Here is a 16,588-nt window from a genome sequence, read left to right as displayed (position 1 = left end):
ACTATGGCAAGTTTACGGGACACCGTAAAGGACTATCAAGACGAGCTTAGGGACGGTATCGCATGGGTGGCGTTCTGGAAACAGGGGCGTTCATGGAACGCGGAATATTTTCATCTTGATATGGACGATACGCTCTACCCGGAGGACAGGAGCCGGTTAGAGGAAATAAAAAGCATTGACCCCGCCGCCGTTATCTTAAACGGCTACTATTGCGGGCATTTAGGCGAGGACATGAGCCTTGACGAGCTGACCGCCGGAGTGCGTTACCACTACGAAAACAGCATGAACGACATTGACGGTTTTATCGGAGCGCATGACGACAGGCTTCCCCCGGAGGTTATCGAGGAAGCGAGGGCAGCCGCCCATGAAGCGGGGCTTCCCTTTTCCGAAAAGCCCTACCGGGACGGGGAGGATTTTAACCCCTATGTATTTGACGGGAGCATGAGCATTGAGGATTTTGAGCTTATGCACCGCATGATTGAAAAAGAAAGGAGCGAACAAATGGCAGAACCGATTTTAAGCGGCTATCTTTCCAATCTTGGGAAGTACACCGAGGGCAGACCCGCGGGCGAATGGGTGACATTCCCCACGACTGCCGAACATCTGAAAGAAGTCTTTGACCGTATCGGGATTGACTTCAAGCACTATGAGGAATGGCATTTCACAGAATTTCAATCCACTATCCCCGGCTTGACGGAGCATTTAAGCGAGTATTCCCACCCCGACGAGCTGAACTATTTAGGGAAGCTCTTGGAAATGCAGTTTGACGACGACCGGGAGAAATTCATTGCAGCCATTGAATACGGCGACCATGCCGACAGCTTACAGGACATTATCAACCTTGCACAGAACCTTGACTGCTACTGGATTTATCCGTCCGTCCACAATGAAGAAGAATACGGGCGTTATCTGGTTGATGAACTGGAAGAACCGGAACTTCCCGAAGAAGCGAAAAAGTATTTCATGTATGAGGAATACGGGCGGGACGCTTCCATTAACGACGACGGTATGTTTACCGAAAAGGGCTATATCTACAACAACCGCAACACCTTTACAGAATGGTACGACGGGCGCGACGTGCCGGAGGAATACCGGGTAACGCCGCAGCCCCCGCAGCCGGAAAGACCCGACCCGTCAAAGGTAGAAATGGACGCAGCCGCGCCGGGGCAGAGAACGGCGCAGACCGCAGAGCAGCCACAGGAGCCGCGCCCGGTTATCCCTATCGTGCTGACGAGCGAGAAGCCCGCCGAAAAGCTCAAAGAGATTACCGACCGTCTGGAACAGGGTATTGCGGAACTCTTTGACAGCGAGCGTTACCGGGAATATCTGAAAGTCATGTCAAAATTCCATAATTACAGCTTCCGAAACACCGTCCTTATCGCCATGCAGAAGCCGGACGCTTCCCTTGTGGCGGGCTTTTCCGCTTGGAAGAACAACTTTGAACGAAACGTGATGAAAGGGCAAAAGGGAATTAAAATCATTGCTCCGTCACCCTATAAAATCAAACAGGAAATGCAGAAAATCGACCCGCACACGCAGAAGCCCGTTATCGGCAAGGACGGGAAGCCCGTCACCGAGGAAAAGGAAGTCACCATACCCGCCTACAAGGTGGTATCCGTCTTTGACGTTTCCCAGACCGAGGGAAAGGAGCTGCCGGACATTGCGGTTGACGAGCTGACAGGCGACGTTGACCGCTACAAGGATTTTTTCGCAGCCCTTGAAAAGACTTCCCCCGTTCCTATCGCCTTTGAGAATATCGAGGGCGGCTCTCATGGCTACTACCACTTGGAGGACAAGCGCATTGCTATCAACGAGGGCATGAGCGAATTACAGACCTTAAAGACCGCTATTCACGAAATCGCCCATGCGAAGCTGCACGACATTGACCTCAACGCGCCAAAGGACGAGCAGCAGCCCCACGTTGACCGCCGCACCCGCGAAGTCGAAGCGGAAAGCGTCGCCTATACTGTCTGCCAACATTACGGGCTTGACACGTCGGACTACTCTTTCGGCTATGTCGCCGGGTGGAGCAGCGGGCGGGAGCTGTCCGAGCTGAAAAGCTCCCTTGAAACGATACGCAGCGCAGCCGCCGAGATTATCAATTCCATAGACGAGAACTTAGCGGAGCTGCAAAAGGCACAGGACAAGGAGCAGACCGCCGGACAGGAGCAGCCCACCAGAGAGGGACAGGAAGCCGCGCCGGAGAAGCCGGATCCGGAAGCAGCCGCACCGGGAAAATCCGGCGCACAGGAAAAAGCGGGCGCAGCCCCGAAAGAAGCCTTTACCCCGGAAACGATTTACAGAGTGCGCCGGAACCCTTACAGCGACAGCCGGGAAAACAGCTACCTCTTGCAAGCCTATGTGACACAGGAGAACGGGCGGGCGAAAATGGGCGACGTGCTTTATACGGGAACGCCGGAGAAATGCCGCGAGCTTATGGGGCAGCTCAAAAGCGGCGAGCTGACCGAGGGCGACGTGAAGCAGCTTTACGCAAAGGCACAGGAAACGGCGCAGACCGCCGGACAGGACAAAGACACCTTTTCCATTTACCAGATAAAGGGCGGGGACGAAACAAGGGATTTCCGCTTTGAGCCATACGACCGCCTGCAGGCGGCGGGAAATGTGGTTGACAGGGCGAACTATGAGCTTGTCTATTCCGCGCCCCTTGCGCCGGAAACTTCCCTTGAAGATATTTACACCTGTTTCAATATCGACCACCCCAAAGATTTTAAGGGACACAGCCTTTCCGTTTCCGACGTGGTAGTGCTTCATCAGGACGGACAGGACGCGGCGCATTTCGTTGACAGTGTAGGTTTTCGGGAAGTGCCGGAGTTTTTACAGGAGCAAAAGCAGCTTACCCCGGACGACTTGGAAACGGGCGAAACTGTCAAGACACCGAGGGGGACTTTCCATGTGACCGCCATGAGCCGGGAGCAGATAGAAGCCGCCGGATATGGCTTTCACCACCAGTCGGACGACGGAAAGTATCTGATTATGGGGAATGGGACGCGGGCGTTTGCCGTTGCCGCAGAACAGGCGCAGCGGGACAATCCCTTGAAAACCGCCGAGCAGACCACAGAGCAGAACGGGAACATGATTGACGGTATCATCAACAACACCCCCACCGTTGACGAACTGGAAGCAAAGGTAAAGGCGGGCGAGCAGATTTCCCTTGTTGACCTGGCTAACGCTGTCAAAGCCGACAAGGAGCGCGGCAAGGGAGCGAAGCCGGAAAAGAAACCCTCTATCCGGGCGCAGCTTAGAGCCGACAAGGAAAAGGCACAGAAGAAAAACGCAAAGCAGAAGTCACAGGACTTGGAAAGGAGCTGACCCATGCCGGAACAGAGCAAATTTGAAAACATGGATTTGTTTGCTTCCCTTGAAGCGATTATGAAGCAGAACACAGGCTTTTACCAGAGCGACTTAGACATTGACAAAGAGATTATCGCAAAGGCGGCGGCAAGCCCCCACAGGGAGGACAAAACACTTTTGTGGTTCTGCCGCCCGTCCGGGACGCACTGTTTCCGGGAGCGCGACGTTTTCCTCAAAGACACCGCGCCCCACAACACATGGCGTTTCTACATGGAGCAGACAAGCGACCGCGTTCTTGCCTATGCAATCGAGCTGACGGGAAAGGAGCGCGGGAAAATCAAGGGCAATCTGTACGAACTGGACTACTCTAAACATTATGAGCGCGTCAAGGAAAAGGAGCTGCCCGCCGATACGGTGAAGCTGATTTATGAGCATGGGGAAAGGGTACAGGAAGCCGGGAGATATTTTGACGGAACCCCAGACCCGCAGCTTGGGAAATTTGAACGCTTTGAAGCCGTACCCAACGACCCGGACGCGCTGCAATCGCTCTTACAGGAAGAACGGCGCAGCCGGGAGCAGCTTTCGCCGGGGGATTTCAAGGCGCATATTGCCGCTTTGCGGGACGGGCTGATTGAAACGGAAGCGCGGCGCATTGTGCGGGAAATGAAGCGGCATTACGAGCCGAACAGCCCGAACAAGACCCATTTCATGGCAGAGCTTTCCCCGGCGTTCATGCGGCTTGCAGCCACAAAGGACACTGACCGCCTTTTCTCCATGCTGCCCTACAAGACCCTTTCCTTTTCCAAAATCGAGGGCAGACATGGGACGTATGCGCTGATTGACAAGGGGGAGAACCGGGACAGGGAGATAAGGAAGCCCCGCCCCTCTATCCGGGCGCAGCTTAAAGCAGACAAGGCAAAGACCGCCCCGAAAAAGGCGGCGGCAAAAACAAAAAATCACGATATGGAGGTATGAGCATGATTAGACTGACTGTTGAAGAAACAAACCTTTTGAGCATTTACAACGAGGGCGGCAAGCGGGCTTTGATTGAGAATGTCAACGCCGCGCTGCCCTACATGGACGCGGATATGCGGGAGCTTGCAAAGCGCACCCTTTCCAAAGTGGACGCTTTGACCGAAGCGGAATTTGCAGAGCTTCCCATTTACGCCGCTGATGAAGTATGAACGGGGTTAAGCGGCTGACGCCGCCCCAGAGCCGGAAAGTCAACGCCCTTGTGCGCCGGACGTGCTGCAATTATGATAACGGGAACTGTATCTTACTGGACGACGGGGACGAGTGCGTATGTCCGCAGCTCATTTCCTATTCGCTTCTCTGCAAGTGGTTCCGGGTTGCGGTGCTTCCCGCCGACAGGCTGCTTTATGCGGAGCTTTACCAGACAGGGGATAAGAAGAAATGTACCGAGTGCGGCGCGTTCTTTGCGTCAACCTCTAACAGTGTCAAATACTGCCCCGTCTGCCGGAAACGTATCACCCGCAGACAAGCCGCCGAGCGCATGAGGAAAAGACGCGCCCCTGTTACGCAGTAGGCGCGGAAAATCCCTTGATTTACAGGGCTTTCCGGGCGTGAAAATCGGATAGGCGATACTTTATACCTTTACCCCCAAAAATGGCGTTCTACTGCGTAACATTCACGAAAACAGCACCCATAAAAAGACAGGGCGCGGAAGTCATATACTGGCTTCCGCGCCCTGTTCTTTTTTTGCCTATCTGACATTTCCCTTTTCCATTTCTTCAAGCGGGAACTGCGGGAGGGCTTCTATCAGCTTCTTTGTGATGGACTGGCGCATATCTTCGTTGATTTCCTGTTTCGTGCTTCCGTCCGGCTGTCTGACCGCTACCGTCGATAGCCTGTCGATTTCGTCCTTGTAGCACTCCACGACTTTCTCCACCGCCCATTTTTCCCCGGCAACGGCGGCGCGTATGGTTTCATATTCCGGCATTTTCTGGTTTTCCATGCTCAACGCTCCTCTGCTTTTTGATAGCCCTATCATAGCACAGCGGCGGGGATTTTGCTATCCTTATCCGCGCTCTGTTCCCTTTTCCCGTTCCGGCTGCCTGTCTGCCTGTAAAATGCTGTCAATGTTCTGCTTGATAATATCGTATTCCCGGACTTTCTTTTTCAGCTTCCCATAGTCGGCATAAAGGGCTTCTTTCTGCGCTTGGAGGGCTTCATATTCCGATTGCAGCGCGGCAAGGTTCGGGAGCTTTGCAATGCCCGCCGCTTTCAGCGACCTTGCGGCGGCTTCATGTAGGATAATCGCCTGTTCCTGTCCGGCGCGGTACTTCTCCCTGTTCCTTGCCTTGCGGTATGCGTCATAGACGGGCTTTGTCTTTTGGTAGGTGGAAACATTCTTGATAAGCACCGCCATGTCCGCAAGCCGCTTTTCCGCGTCCTTCAATGCGTCTGCCGCCTGTCCGCTTTCCGCTGCCATTTCTTCAATCCGGCTGACTAAATCCGCGTACTGTTCAATCTTATGTTCCGTCAAGAAATTCATGGTCTTTGCTGCCTGTTTCAGATTGTGGATTTTCGCCCACTGTTCATAGCCCTTACTCTGCGCCGCCTTGATACTGTTCTCAATGTCGATAAGCAGCGAAACGCCGCGCTGCTCTCTGGGGGCTTTCGCCGCCTTTGCCCGTCTGCCCGCTATCCGTTCCCTTATGGCTTCCTCTGTATAATCCGCGCCGAGGGTTTTAAGACGGGTGAAGCGTTCCTGTCCGGGGGCGCGGCATGACACATATTTCCCCGGCTTTATCTCATAGCCCGCCGCCTGTAACCGCTGCAACAATTCCTCAAAACTGGAAACTTGGGGGATAAGCGCGTCAACGGCAATCTTTAGCTTGCCTTTCCAACTTGTACCCGTCTTTTCTGCCTGGTACTCCGCATAGCTCTTTCCCTTGCTGCCCTTGCCGGGAACGACGACGGACAAGCCATTTTCCCGACACAGCTTGTCGCTCATGTTCCGTATGCCGTAATAGCTCCTTTTGTTGGAATTATATTTGCGGTGGTCTACGAAATTTACGGCGCAGAAAATAATGTGATTGTGGACGTGTCCTTTGTCAATGTGCGTCGTGAGTACATATTCATGCTGCCCCTTTGTTACCGCGTCGGCAAGCTGCTTTCCGATTTCATGGGCTTTCTGATAATCGACTTCCCCCGGCTCAAAGGACTGTATCAGATGAAAGGCTAAATTGTTCCCCTTTTGGAGTGCTTGGGACAAGGTATATTCAAATTCAATATCTGCCGTTTCATAGGAGCAGCCGAAAGAGGACACAAGCATTTTTCCGTCCGTCTTGTCCGGGTTTTCGATATAGTCAAGGGCTTTGCTTAGAGTGCTTTTAATAGGCTTAATCTTTGTAACCGCCATATCTCCGCAAGCACCCCCTTTATTTCCTCTATGTCCTCTTGGTATGCGTTCCCCGTCGCGTTTACGCGGCGTGCTATCTGGTTGACGTTGACACCGATTTTCTGTATCTCTGCGGTCATTGCCTTTATATCGGCATGGTCTATCTGAATGATATACCCGTCAATGGCAATCTTCCGCAGATATGCCGCCATGTTCCGGGTGGGTACGAGCTTCATTTTTTCCAGTATTAAATCCCGTTCCGCTTCCGTCACTCTGAATTTGATTTGCACCGTTCTTTTGCGTCCGTTCATGTATTCGCTCCTTTCCTTTCCGTTCCGAGGGTTTGGGACACTTCCCAACAAGCAATTTTCAACCGACGCGCCGCAGCGCGGGAGGGGAAAATACGGAAGTGGGTACCCGCTTCCTATGCTTGCTACGAATGTTTTTATCCCTTATGCCTTACTACGGAGCTATGCCCGGTTTTGCCAAACTTCCGCAAAAGAAAAACGCTGCAATCCTCAAAAAAAGATTACAACGCTCTCTAAACCTTATTCAATTCTGACGGACACTTCTTATCTGCCCTCTGTTTCGACTTCCGCTATCTCCTTTGCCGTTGCGCTCACAATCCGTATGCCTGTATCGCTCATACCGTCAAGAAGCGCGTCAAGCTGCCGCCGCTGCGTGTTCTTCTCTGGCGGCGTTTCCAAAAGAAACTGGTCTACGGATATATTGTAGCGGAGCATAAGCTCAAAGAAAATCTGTAAACTTGGGTGCTGCCCCTTGTTCTCAATGTTCGCAAGGTAGCGCGGCGAGATAAACATTTCGTCGCTCACTTTCTTGCGGCTCTCCTTGCGCCCTGTCCGCGCCGCCTTTATCGCTGCCCCAAAAGCCTTGAAATCGTATTTCGGTACTGGTCTTTTTGCCATAGTTATTCACCCTGTTACATTTTACTGTTCCCCTTTCTTCTTGGATATGTCTACACAATTCAATCAGTTAGCCAAAATAATTCATATGTATATGTTGACAATTAGCCGCTTTTTTTGTATAGTATTATTAAAAGGGGGAAATGTTTATGTTACATAGCATGCGTATTCGATAAGCATTGAAATCAAAAAAGATTTTTCCCATTTTCAATATGGGCTTTTTTGTCATGCTTATTTTGCGTATGCTATACAACAAAACTAACGATGTATAGACATAGTATAAAAACTATGCCTTAATTTTGTTGTAGTGTTATATGTATAAATGCAGGTCAATGCTCATGTTGAGAATTGACCTGTATTTTTTTGCACAAAAGGAGAAATATTATGCTTGAAAAATATTGGATAAAATGTCCAATTTGTAACGGAAAGACGAGGGTTCAAGTATTTTATAATACGGTATTAAGAAATTTTCCTCTTTTCTGCCCTAAATGTAAATTAACACATATCATTGATGTTGAAAAATTAGAAATCATAATCAAAAACTCTGAAAAACAAAAGGAAGGATATTAAATGAAACACTTACCTAAAAGTACACTTACGGAAATATTGAATGACCCATACGGATTTACTTACAAAGAAATGTCGGAAGTAATTGGAGAGGATAAAGCAAGAGCCTTATATGCGGAATTGTATAAACAGCCATTTCACAAAAAAAATCTATCAATATCAACAAAAAAAGTCTATAAAAGTAGCGATACTGAAAAGTATGTTTATGAATTGAAAGACAACAGGTATATCGAAACGGTTTTTATTAAACGGCGAGATGGTGGGACTGTTTGCGTAAGTACGCAAGTTGGTTGTTCTGTTGGCTGTATTTTTTGTGAGTCCGGACGCAATGGTTTCGTTCGTAATCTAACACCATCTGAAATTGTGCAACAGGTCATATTGATACGTCAAAAAGTAAATCGTATCGTTTTTATGGGAATGGGAGAACCTTTATTCAATTACGACAACTTGATTGCAGCAATCCATATTCTTCGAGATAGAAATGGACTTAACTTTCCAACCGACGGCATTACCGTATCAACAGTTGGTCCAGTTAATCAATTAAAAAAATTGCGCGAAGAACATCTAAAAATTCAGTTGACAATATCTTTACATGCAGCAACACAGGCTGCGAGAAACTGCATCATTCCTCATATGCACATGTACGCTATTGAAGATGTTGTTAAGCAAGCATTGTCCTATTCACAAAGGCATAATCGAAAAGTGGTATTTGCGTATTTGCTTTTACCAGGTATAAATGACCGTTCCTCAGATATAAGGCAACTTGCAAAATGGTTTAAGGGCAAAAATGTTATGATTAACGTGCTGCAATACAACCCGACGAGTAATTCAAAAATTAGAGCACCACAAAAACAAGAAATGGTTGCGTTCAAACATCAATTAGAGCAAACAGGACTTGAAGTTACCATGAGAGTTTCTCATGGTAGAGAGATTAAAGCAGCTTGTGGACAGTTAGCTAATACATATAATAAAGCCAAAAAACAACAAAAATAATTTAATTAAAAGAGCCAGACGCACAGACGCAGAGCCGATAATATGCAGTTTGAAATACTGCTGTTATCGGCTCTTTTTTGATTTAATTTGTGCCCCCAATAACCATATTGGAGCAAAATCAGAACTGTTGCTTGTCGTTCTTTGATTTCCGCAGCAGCTTTGAAAAACCAAAGCCGCCGTTTCTTTTTATCTTCTAATGAAATGACGCGGTATCACTGTTAAAAGCGGCGGCTAAAAGGAGGTAGCCGCCATGAAGCACATACCATATCGACAAAATCCGACGGTCATTGACACATCAAAAAAAGCCCGACCACCGCCGGGGAAAACTACGTCTATCAATATGAACTGTCTAATCATCTGAATACCGCTTACAATACCTATACGTCTGTCCGGGCTTTTCGGACAGGCGTATTTTGCTGCTCAAAAAATTTTTTGAAAAAAATCCGAAAATCTTCGGCGTTTTTTTCAAAAGGCAGTATTGCCCCGCGAAAAGGGGGAAGCACCACCAACTTTCCAACGAGAAAGGGGGTGAGAATGTGGAACCTAATCGCAGGGAGTTTATAAAACAGTGCGCTTTCCAGAAGTTTTGTAATACGGTACTGCACAATGAAGCGTGTGACGCTCACAAAGAGCTGCACAGGCATAAGGCAAGGGAGATTACCTTTTCCGACTTGACCTTAGAAGAAGCGCGGCAGCTTCATACCTTTGATGAATATTTCAAAGGGGAAATCGCCTTTGAAAGAGCCGGGAAGAAAATCACGCCGAAGCTGCTTCTTGAAGCAATCCGTACTTTGCCGGAAGAAAAGCGCAAAGCCGTACTCCTGTACTATTTCGAGGGAATGAACGACACCGAGATTGCGGAGCTGTTCGATACGTCGAGAAGCACGATACAGTACAGGCGGACAAGCTCTTTTGAGCTGCTAAAAAAATATCTGGAGGAAAATGCTGATGAATGGGACGAATGGTAACGAACCCGGCTACCCGGAAAAAGCCCTTGTTCCCTATCCTGTCATTTTGGCAGCGACAAAGGGCGACCCGGACGCTATGAAGATTGTCTTGCAGCATTTCAGCGGCTACATAGCCCGCCTCTCCATGCGGAAGCTGTACGACGAGCGCGGGAACGTCTATTTTGGCGTAGACCACGACATTCGGGAACGGCTGCAAGCAAAACTGATGATGGCTGTCCTCACCTTTAAGGCAGAGGAATAAACCGCAGCGGCGGGACGCTTTCTCTCTCCCCCTTTTCCGTTCCGCTGCTGACGCGGCAGCAAAGCCATTCTGAACCTTGACAAAGAAAGCGGCGCAAGATAACGGCGGCGCAGCATAGGGCAAATCGGATACGTTCCTTTTGCGCCGAGCCATACGGTGGGTGCGCCATGACGCTATCCGGGTGAGGTTATCCCCGCCCGGACAGCCGAGCGACCAACACCGCGCCGGAAAGCAAGTGTAGCGGCTTGCGGGCGACGACACGCAAAATATACAATGATACTTCCTTACAGCCACAGTCCGAGCGTTAAGAGCGTCGCAGGCAATGGGTAGGGCTGCATGAGAACCATGCCGGGGTGAAATTCCCATGAGGTTATGCTAATAACCGTCCGATTAAAGCCTTTGTTTTCTTGAATAGTGGACTTGCTGCTATTCATAGACTGTATTATATGTTTGCGAAAGAAAGGGGGATTTTCTTTGACGCAAAACCAGACGCCCGTTACCACAACGGAGCATAAAATCGGAAAAGTTACTTACCTTGTATGTTCGTCCGCAAGTGAACGCGCAACGGACACACTGGATAAAAAGATAAAGAAGCTCATTCGCAAGGACATGGAGCTGAACCCCGCAAACGCCCGGAAATAGGGCGTTTCTTCACATTTTATACATGACACAGGCAGCGGTATGTGGTATAATATAGACAGTACAAATACCATGCTTGTCTGTCGTCGGAAAGGAGGACAAAATGTTACAGACAGACAAGATTACCGCTTTATATTGCAGATTGAGCCAGGAAGATATGCAAGCCGGGGAAAGCGAAAGCATACAGAACCAAAAACTGATTTTACAAAAGTATGCTGACGAACACCACTTTTTCAACACACGCTTTTTTGTAGACGACGGATTTTCCGGCGTGAGCTTTGAGCGTGAGGGGCTTCAAGCCATGCTGCATGAGGTTGAAGCCGGGAACGTGGCGACCGTCATAACAAAAGACCTTTCCCGTCTGGGACGTAATTATCTGAAAACCGGCGAACTGATAGAGATTGTTTTCCCCGAATACGAAGTGCGCTACATTGCCATTAACGACGGTGTAGACACAGCGAGGGAAGATAACGAGTTTACCCCTCTGCGGAACTGGTTCAACGAGTTTTACGCCCGCGACACCTCAAAGAAAATCCGGGCTGTCAAACAGGCAAAGGCACAGAAAGGCGAGCGCGTCAACGGCGAAGCTCCTTACGGCTACCTTATCGACCCGGATAACCGCAATCATCTGATACCCGACCCGGAAACGGCACACGTCGTAAAACAGATTTTTGCAATGTATGTACGGGGCGACCGTATGTGTGAAATCCAGAACTGGCTGCGGGACAATGAGATATTGACCGTCGGGGAACTGCGCTACCGCAGGACAGGGAGCAAACGCCACCCCCGCCCACAGCTCAACGCATGGTACAACTGGCCGGATAAGACACTGTACGACATTCTGACAAGGAAAGAGTATTTAGGGCATACCATAACCGGGAAAACCTACAAGGTATCTTATAAGTCGAAAAAGACGAAAAAGAACCCGGAGGAAAAAAGGTATTTCTTCCCCAACACTCACGAACCTTTGATTGATGAAGAAACCTTTGAACTTGCACAGAAGCGGATTGCCACCCGGCAACGCCCGACAAAGGTTGATGAAATTGACCTGTTTTCCGGGCTGCTCTTTTGTGGGGACTGCGGCTACAAAATGTATGCAGTACGCGGAGCCGGGACGCTTGAACGGAAACACGCCTACACTTGCGGCAACTACCGCAACCGGGCAAGAAATGATATGCTCTGCACTACGCATTATATCCGCAAAAGCGTATTGAAAGAACTTGTCCTTGCAGACTTGCAGCGAGTAACGTCTTATGTGAAAGAGCATGAACAGGAGTTTATCGAAACCGCCAACGAGTGCAGCGCAAAGGCAGTACAAAAGACGCTGACACAGCAGCGGAAAGAACTTGACAAGGCGCAGAACCGTATTAACGAGCTGAACATCTTATTCCGCAAGCTCTACGAGGACAACGCTTTAGGGAAACTTTCAGATGAACAATTTGCTTTTCTGACTTCCGGCTATGATGAAGAAAAAAAGACGCTGACCCGGAGGATTGCGGAGCTGTCACAGGAAATCGACAACGCCACCGAGCGCAGCGCGGACGTAAAAAGGTTTGTCGCACTGGTACGCAGATACACAGCGATTGAAGAACTGACCTACGAAAACGTCCATGAATTTATTGACCGTATTCTTATTCACGAACTGGATAAGGAAACGAACACCCGCAAAATCGAAATCTTTTATAGCTTTGTCGGCAGAGTTGATACAGGCGACAAGCCTACTGAAAGTATCTCCTATTTCAGACAGATAGGAGCCGACGTAAAGAGTTATGCTATCTAACATACATCAAAAAGAGGTAAGATAACACCCTCTGCAAAAAAGGTATCGTTATCTTACCTCAACAAAGTTCGTCCCCGACCAGCCATCGTCCACATACTCACCGACTACATGAAGCCCCTGTTCCTTTGCGTACTGTTGCAGGATTGTCCGCTGTGTTTCAATGCTTACGCTGTCACCATAGTTTTCATCGTCCCGGCTCAATCTCATATAAAGCGCCGTGTTGTAAATCGTAGTATTGTAAGGTTGTTTCACCGTTAAAAATCCTCCTTCTAAAGAAACAACCCACGCTTACAATACTTTTGCTCTATGGCAATTATATCATAAGCGTGGGCGTGTTATCAATGATGGGCTATCAGGTTGAAGCGGCTTTTTCTGCGGTATGCCGCACCACATCTACAATCAGATCACCGAGGGGCTTCCCGCCTGCGGCGAAGTGTTCGGAGATTTTTATACGGTTGTTCCCACATACAAAATACTGCGTGCCGTTCTCTGCTTGTATGACCTGCCCTGTCCGGGGTGTGAAAATATCGCTTTCGCTTTTTGCCATCCAGTGTCCTCCATATTCAGTTTTCAAGGTACAATGCCGCACAAAGGCGGCGAAAATTTCTGCTTATATCTATCACCTTTCCTTTACCGTGTGCCGCTGCTGACGTTTCAGTTCCGCCAGTATATCCGGCGGGATACGGTCAACCAGCCGCTGTAAATTGTCCAGTTCGCTTTTCAGCTTTGCCCGTTCCATCGTATCTTTCATCTTTCCTTTTTCGCTGGCCTTTGCCCTTGCTTCCAGCTTCTCATTCTCCGCCAACAGGTCATTGATTGTGACCTTGTACTTTTTCAGTTGCCCGGAGAAGTTCTCCATCTGCGGGAACCACTTTTTCAGCATGGAGAGGGCTTCCTCTTTTTTCTTTCCGGCGTTCAGCGGGTTAATGCCGTCAAGGGCGGCTTCAATGGCTCTTGCCTGCCGGGAGAGGGAAACCGCCTGTTTGAAAATCCGGGTGGGGATATGCTTCCGGCCTGTCTTGCTGGCACTTTCCCCACGCTCCAAGTCGGGATATTTCTCCACCATATAGGCGTGAAAATCGTCCTGCCACTTCGTCAGGTTTGCCCGGTTGCCGATAATCTCCTTAGCGCACAGGCGGTTGTCCTTTGTCAGCGGAACAAAGGTCAAATGCAGGTGGGGCGTTTTCTCGTCCATGTGTACCACCGCCGACACGATATTTTCCCGTCCTACCCGGCCAATGAGGAAATCTGCCGCCCTTTGGAAGAACGCCTGTATCTCTTTTGGGGATTTCCCCTTGAAGAACTCCGGGCTGGCGGTTATCAGCGTATCGACAAACCGTGTGCTGTCTTTCCTCGTCCGGCATCCAGCCTGCTCGATACGGCTCTGAATGAAGTGGTAATAGCGTCCCTCCGGCTTGACGATATGGAAGTTGTATTTACTCCGGCTTGTGTCAATGTCGGGGTTGCTGGCGTATTGTTCTTTCTGTCTTTCGTGATGGGCTTCCAGCGGCCTTGCCGGGTTGCCCTTGTGCTTCTCAAACCGCAAAATTGCGTGTTGTGCCATTCTGCTCCTTTCCCCATTCCTTTCCTATCCGGGGTTTTCCACAGGGAAAATCCCGCCGGAATTATCTCTGATACGATAGGAATGGAATGGATATAAATAAATCATTTTAATCTTTGTATTTCTATATACCGTCCGGTTTTCGTACTTCAAGAGGGGCGGTTTCCGTACTTCATGGGTACGGTTTTCAGTCCTCCGGCGTACCAGAACGGGATTTCTTGAAGTCAGTGTTTGGAACCGCTTCATAGGATTTTGGGAAAATGCGGTTGGGTTTTCCACAGCCCTGCTTCTGGATTTCCACCAGTCCGGCGTATTGCAGTTCCCGCAGGGTGTTCACCGCTTTCTGCCGCCCACAGTGGAGCAGGTCAACCACCTCGCAGATGGGGTAATACAGGAAAATCCGTCCGCAGTCATCCGCCCACCCATTCTTGCGGGACAACTCTGTCCGGCGCAGGATAAAGGCGTACAGAACCTTTGCCTCGTTGGACAGGGGCTTGAATGTGGGGGGCTTCAAAGAGGAAATTCGGGAGCCGGGTGAAGCTGAACGCCTTTTTCCGGCTGATGGATATAGATGGTATTTGTCATAGTGCGTTTTGTGGACGGTTAGAAGCCCGTTTTCCGGGGCGGGCGATACTTTATACCACCTGCCCCGGTTTGGGGCTTGCAAAGCCTGATAAATCAAGGCTTTTTTCGCTCCTAACTGTCCACAGCAGACCTCCTTTTCCGTTCACTTTCTGTTTTCTGCCGCCTGTGAACTCTGGCGGCACAGCCGGGGCAGTATTTTGCCCGGTTGGATTTGGGGACGAACACACCGCCGCAGACCACACAGCGTTTCAAGTCCTTATCCCGGAAAATCTCCGCTTCCAGCGTCCCGTCCAGCGGCAAGACCGCCCAGCGGAACCACTTACAGCAGACCGAGAAAGAAACCGTCTGCGGGCAGGTGCAGGTGTCCCCATCGTCAAGGACAATGCAGTTGCCGTCCTCACAGCAACAGCACTCCCGGCGTATCAGGCTGGCCGCCTGTTTCCTCTGTGCCGGTGTCATGCGGTAAAGGGAACCGTCCGGCCTGCGTTCCAGCGGCGGCAAGTCTTTATAGGGGTTATTTCTCATGCGTTCCCTCCATTTTGCTTTCCGTTGCCGTTTTCCCCGAAAGGATTTCCAGCTTTGGCACGCTCCCCGCAGCTTCGGGACATTTTGTCCCGAAGTCCGGCTCCTTGCGGTGCTTCCCCAGCCGGGGTATTCCTTTTCGGACGGTCATTCTGTTTTCAAGGTGCTGTCCATCGATGAACTATCCTAAGTCTACACGAAAAAAATGCAATCCCCGGAATTTTGCGAGAATTGCATTTTGATGAAGTTTACACTTTGGAAATTGCATTTTTGCAATCATCCTGTATAATGGAAGTATGCGGAGGAGGTGCGTGTCTATGGCTTTACCCGGAACACCCGGACAGCGGATTTCCGATTTATGCAACGGAAACCATATCACACAAAAGGAACTTGCGGAGAAGATAGGCGTTTCCGCTTCCCAGTTGAGCCGCATTGTCAGCGGCGAAACGAGAACGGTCAGCAGTGATATTCTCATAGGTGTGGCAAAGGAATTTAAGGTATCGACAGACTACATACTGGGCTTGTCTACCGTGAGCGTCCGCAAAAGCTACGATATTTCTGAATTAGGCTTGTCCGAGGGAGCCGTGAGGGGGCTTGTGACGGGTGCTGTTGATGTGCAAATACTCAATCGCTTACTGGAACACAGGAATTTTCCCAAGCTGATAGATTTGATACGGATTTATTTTCAGGACACGGCGGCAAAGGGGATAATGGCACGAAACCAGCTTATCGAGATGGCAACGGCTTCCCTGTCCGACCTGATGAAAGAACACCCGGAACACCGGGCGGAAGCAAAGCAGGATTTACAGCTTTTGAACGCTCAGAAGATGGGGGAACATGAAGCGGAGATAGAGAAAATCAAAAATGTGTTCCTTGCTATCCTGCGGGACATTAAGAAAGACATTGACAACGGGGAACAGCCGGGAGAAGCTGTGACCGCCGCTATGTTCCAAGCCATGCGGGACACTATGGCGGAGCAGAAACAAAACCCGCTTTCCATTGACGATGTAACAGCGATGATAGCCGGACAGATCGGACAGCTTGCGCCGATGGACAAAGAAACTGCCGACCTGTTCCAGCAGTTGGCGAAGAAGATGATTGAGCAGGCAGGAAAATAAAACATAAAATTCAAA

The 16,588-nt window shown here is 49.7% G+C and carries 19 protein-coding genes and 1 pseudogene; 11 read left to right on the top strand and 9 right to left on the bottom strand.

The features are described 5' to 3' along the window. Positions 1 to 3 precede the first annotated feature (3 nt). Genes KJS55_RS14545 through KJS55_RS14530 form a run of 4 tightly spaced genes read left to right on the top strand, consistent with a single transcriptional unit; the run spans position 4 to position 4,858 of the window. The gene (locus KJS55_RS14545; protein WP_006859298.1) at positions 4 to 3,330 is read left to right on the top strand and encodes an antirestriction protein ArdA; all 3,327 of its coding nucleotides are present in this window, start codon (positions 4 to 6) and stop codon (positions 3,328 to 3,330) included. Positions 3,331 to 3,333: 3 nt separating this feature from the next. Next, positions 3,334 to 4,287: a hypothetical protein gene (locus tag KJS55_RS14540; RefSeq protein WP_002585090.1), complete on the top strand. Its 954-nt coding sequence runs from the start codon at positions 3,334 to 3,336 to the stop codon at positions 4,285 to 4,287. Positions 4,288 to 4,289: 2 nt separating this feature from the next. Continuing rightward, positions 4,290 to 4,496, top strand: coding sequence for a transposon-transfer assisting family protein (locus KJS55_RS14535; RefSeq protein ID WP_002569181.1), 207 nt, complete (start codon positions 4,290 to 4,292; stop codon positions 4,494 to 4,496). Beyond that, positions 4,493 to 4,858: a cysteine-rich VLP domain-containing protein gene (locus KJS55_RS14530; protein ID WP_002585089.1), complete on the top strand. Its 366-nt coding sequence runs from the start codon at positions 4,493 to 4,495 to the stop codon at positions 4,856 to 4,858. Before KJS55_RS14535 ends, KJS55_RS14530 begins: the two co-directional genes overlap by 4 nt. A gap of 177 nt (positions 4,859 to 5,035) precedes the next feature. Here the strand turns inward: KJS55_RS14530 and KJS55_RS14525 are convergent, their stop codons facing one another. From KJS55_RS14525 to KJS55_RS14510, 4 genes are all read right to left on the bottom strand, one after another. Further along, positions 5,036 to 5,287, bottom strand: coding sequence for a helix-turn-helix domain-containing protein (locus tag KJS55_RS14525; protein ID WP_002585088.1), 252 nt, complete (start codon positions 5,285 to 5,287; stop codon positions 5,036 to 5,038). Positions 5,288 to 5,350: 63 nt separating this feature from the next. Further along, positions 5,351 to 6,697 (bottom strand): relaxase/mobilization nuclease domain-containing protein, encoded by a 1,347-nt coding sequence (locus KJS55_RS14520; protein ID WP_002585087.1) that lies wholly within the window; start codon positions 6,695 to 6,697, stop codon positions 5,351 to 5,353. Continuing rightward, positions 6,658 to 6,987 (bottom strand): plasmid mobilization protein, encoded by a 330-nt coding sequence (locus KJS55_RS14515; RefSeq protein ID WP_002585086.1) that lies wholly within the window; start codon positions 6,985 to 6,987, stop codon positions 6,658 to 6,660. Before KJS55_RS14515 ends, KJS55_RS14520 begins: the two co-directional genes overlap by 40 nt. A 261-nt stretch (positions 6,988 to 7,248) precedes the next feature. Beyond that, on the bottom strand, positions 7,249 to 7,602 hold the full coding sequence (locus KJS55_RS14510) for a helix-turn-helix transcriptional regulator (protein WP_004607969.1): 354 nt from the start codon (positions 7,600 to 7,602) through the stop codon (positions 7,249 to 7,251). 381 nt (positions 7,603 to 7,983) lie between these two features. Here KJS55_RS14510 and KJS55_RS14505 point away from each other — a divergent pair, with 381 nt between their 5' ends. The 6 genes from KJS55_RS14505 (at position 7,984) to KJS55_RS14480 (ending at position 12,787) form a co-directional block, all read left to right on the top strand. Then, positions 7,984 to 8,169 (top strand): cysteine-rich KTR domain-containing protein, encoded by a 186-nt coding sequence (locus KJS55_RS14505; RefSeq protein ID WP_004607970.1) that lies wholly within the window; start codon positions 7,984 to 7,986, stop codon positions 8,167 to 8,169. Further along, positions 8,170 to 9,159 carry a 23S rRNA (adenine(2503)-C(2))-methyltransferase RlmN gene (rlmN, locus tag KJS55_RS14500; protein ID WP_004607971.1) on the top strand — a complete coding sequence of 330 codons (990 nt, stop codon included), beginning with the start codon at positions 8,170 to 8,172 and terminating at the stop codon, positions 9,157 to 9,159. It abuts the gene before it with no gap. Between the two features lie 536 nt (positions 9,160 to 9,695). Beyond that, the gene (locus KJS55_RS14495; RefSeq protein WP_009255547.1) at positions 9,696 to 10,127 is read left to right on the top strand and encodes an RNA polymerase sigma factor; all 432 of its coding nucleotides are present in this window, start codon (positions 9,696 to 9,698) and stop codon (positions 10,125 to 10,127) included. Further along, on the top strand, positions 10,108 to 10,368 hold the full coding sequence (locus KJS55_RS14490; RefSeq protein ID WP_002590583.1) for a helix-turn-helix domain-containing protein: 261 nt from the start codon (positions 10,108 to 10,110) through the stop codon (positions 10,366 to 10,368). Before KJS55_RS14495 ends, KJS55_RS14490 begins: the two co-directional genes overlap by 20 nt. 414 nt (positions 10,369 to 10,782) lie before the next feature. After that, positions 10,783 to 11,010: a transposon-encoded TnpW family protein gene (locus KJS55_RS17535; RefSeq protein ID WP_004607973.1), complete on the top strand. Its 228-nt coding sequence runs from the start codon at positions 10,783 to 10,785 to the stop codon at positions 11,008 to 11,010. Positions 11,011 to 11,110: 100 nt separating this feature from the next. Next, on the top strand, positions 11,111 to 12,787 hold the full coding sequence (locus KJS55_RS14480; protein WP_002569190.1) for a recombinase family protein: 1,677 nt from the start codon (positions 11,111 to 11,113) through the stop codon (positions 12,785 to 12,787). Positions 12,788 to 12,835: 48 nt separating this feature from the next. On the opposite strand, the gene KJS55_RS14475 is transcribed toward KJS55_RS14480, so the two are convergent. The 5 genes and pseudogenes from KJS55_RS14475 to KJS55_RS14455 form a co-directional block, all read right to left on the bottom strand. After that, positions 12,836 to 13,039 carry a recombinase family protein gene (locus tag KJS55_RS14475; protein WP_044927257.1) on the bottom strand — a complete coding sequence of 68 codons (204 nt, stop codon included), beginning with the start codon at positions 13,037 to 13,039 and terminating at the stop codon, positions 12,836 to 12,838. A gap of 100 nt (positions 13,040 to 13,139) precedes the next feature. Continuing rightward, a complete protein-coding gene (locus KJS55_RS14470) occupies positions 13,140 to 13,334 on the bottom strand; it encodes a hypothetical protein (RefSeq protein WP_002334813.1) in 195 nt (64 codons plus the stop codon). Positions 13,335 to 13,406: 72 nt separating this feature from the next. After that, complete coding sequence (gene mobV, locus KJS55_RS14465; RefSeq protein ID WP_002584983.1) at positions 13,407 to 14,351, bottom strand: MobV family relaxase; 945 nt, start codon at positions 14,349 to 14,351, stop codon at positions 13,407 to 13,409. Positions 14,352 to 14,535: 184 nt separating this feature from the next. Further along, positions 14,536 to 14,933: pseudogene (locus KJS55_RS14460) on the bottom strand (replication initiator protein A). Positions 14,934 to 15,044: 111 nt separating this feature from the next. Beyond that, positions 15,045 to 15,458, bottom strand: a complete 414-nt coding sequence (locus KJS55_RS14455; RefSeq protein WP_002584985.1) for a cysteine-rich VLP domain-containing protein — start codon at positions 15,456 to 15,458, stop codon at positions 15,045 to 15,047. Positions 15,459 to 15,772: 314 nt separating this feature from the next. On the opposite strand from KJS55_RS14455, the gene KJS55_RS14450 reads away from it, so the two are divergent. Beyond that, positions 15,773 to 16,573, top strand: a complete 801-nt coding sequence (locus KJS55_RS14450) for a helix-turn-helix domain-containing protein (protein WP_002584986.1) — start codon at positions 15,773 to 15,775, stop codon at positions 16,571 to 16,573. Positions 16,574 to 16,588: the final 15 nt, after the last annotated feature.

The organism is Pusillibacter faecalis, assembly GCF_018408705.1.
In the GTDB taxonomy this organism is placed as follows: Bacteria; Bacillota; Clostridia; order Oscillospirales; family Oscillospiraceae; genus Oscillibacter; species Oscillibacter faecalis.
The sequence above is the reverse complement of the archived record's forward strand: the minus strand, read 5'-3'. Positions and strand labels throughout refer to the sequence as shown.

Coding starts and splice junctions, on each gene's coding strand:
- KJS55_RS14545 (WP_006859298.1), top strand. CDS start 4: ATGGCAAGTTTACGGGACACCGTAAAGGACTATCAAGACGAGCTTAGG.
- KJS55_RS14540 (WP_002585090.1), top strand. CDS start 3,334: ATGCCGGAACAGAGCAAATTTGAAAACATGGATTTGTTTGCTTCCCTT.
- KJS55_RS14535 (WP_002569181.1), top strand. CDS start 4,290: ATGATTAGACTGACTGTTGAAGAAACAAACCTTTTGAGCATTTACAAC.
- KJS55_RS14530 (WP_002585089.1), top strand. CDS start 4,493: ATGAACGGGGTTAAGCGGCTGACGCCGCCCCAGAGCCGGAAAGTCAAC.
- KJS55_RS14525 (WP_002585088.1), bottom strand. CDS start 5,287: ATGGAAAACCAGAAAATGCCGGAATATGAAACCATACGCGCCGCCGTT.
- KJS55_RS14520 (WP_002585087.1), bottom strand. CDS start 6,697: ATGGCGGTTACAAAGATTAAGCCTATTAAAAGCACTCTAAGCAAAGCC.
- KJS55_RS14515 (WP_002585086.1), bottom strand. CDS start 6,987: ATGAACGGACGCAAAAGAACGGTGCAAATCAAATTCAGAGTGACGGAA.
- KJS55_RS14510 (WP_004607969.1), bottom strand. CDS start 7,602: ATGGCAAAAAGACCAGTACCGAAATACGATTTCAAGGCTTTTGGGGCA.
- KJS55_RS14505 (WP_004607970.1), top strand. CDS start 7,984: ATGCTTGAAAAATATTGGATAAAATGTCCAATTTGTAACGGAAAGACG.
- rlmN (WP_004607971.1), top strand. CDS start 8,170: ATGAAACACTTACCTAAAAGTACACTTACGGAAATATTGAATGACCCA.
- KJS55_RS14490 (WP_002590583.1), top strand. CDS start 10,108: ATGAATGGGACGAATGGTAACGAACCCGGCTACCCGGAAAAAGCCCTT.
- KJS55_RS14480 (WP_002569190.1), top strand. CDS start 11,111: ATGTTACAGACAGACAAGATTACCGCTTTATATTGCAGATTGAGCCAG.
- KJS55_RS14470 (WP_002334813.1), bottom strand. CDS start 13,334: ATGGCAAAAAGCGAAAGCGATATTTTCACACCCCGGACAGGGCAGGTC.
- mobV (WP_002584983.1), bottom strand. CDS start 14,351: ATGGCACAACACGCAATTTTGCGGTTTGAGAAGCACAAGGGCAACCCG.
- KJS55_RS14455 (WP_002584985.1), bottom strand. CDS start 15,458: ATGAGAAATAACCCCTATAAAGACTTGCCGCCGCTGGAACGCAGGCCG.
- KJS55_RS14450 (WP_002584986.1), top strand. CDS start 15,773: ATGGCTTTACCCGGAACACCCGGACAGCGGATTTCCGATTTATGCAAC.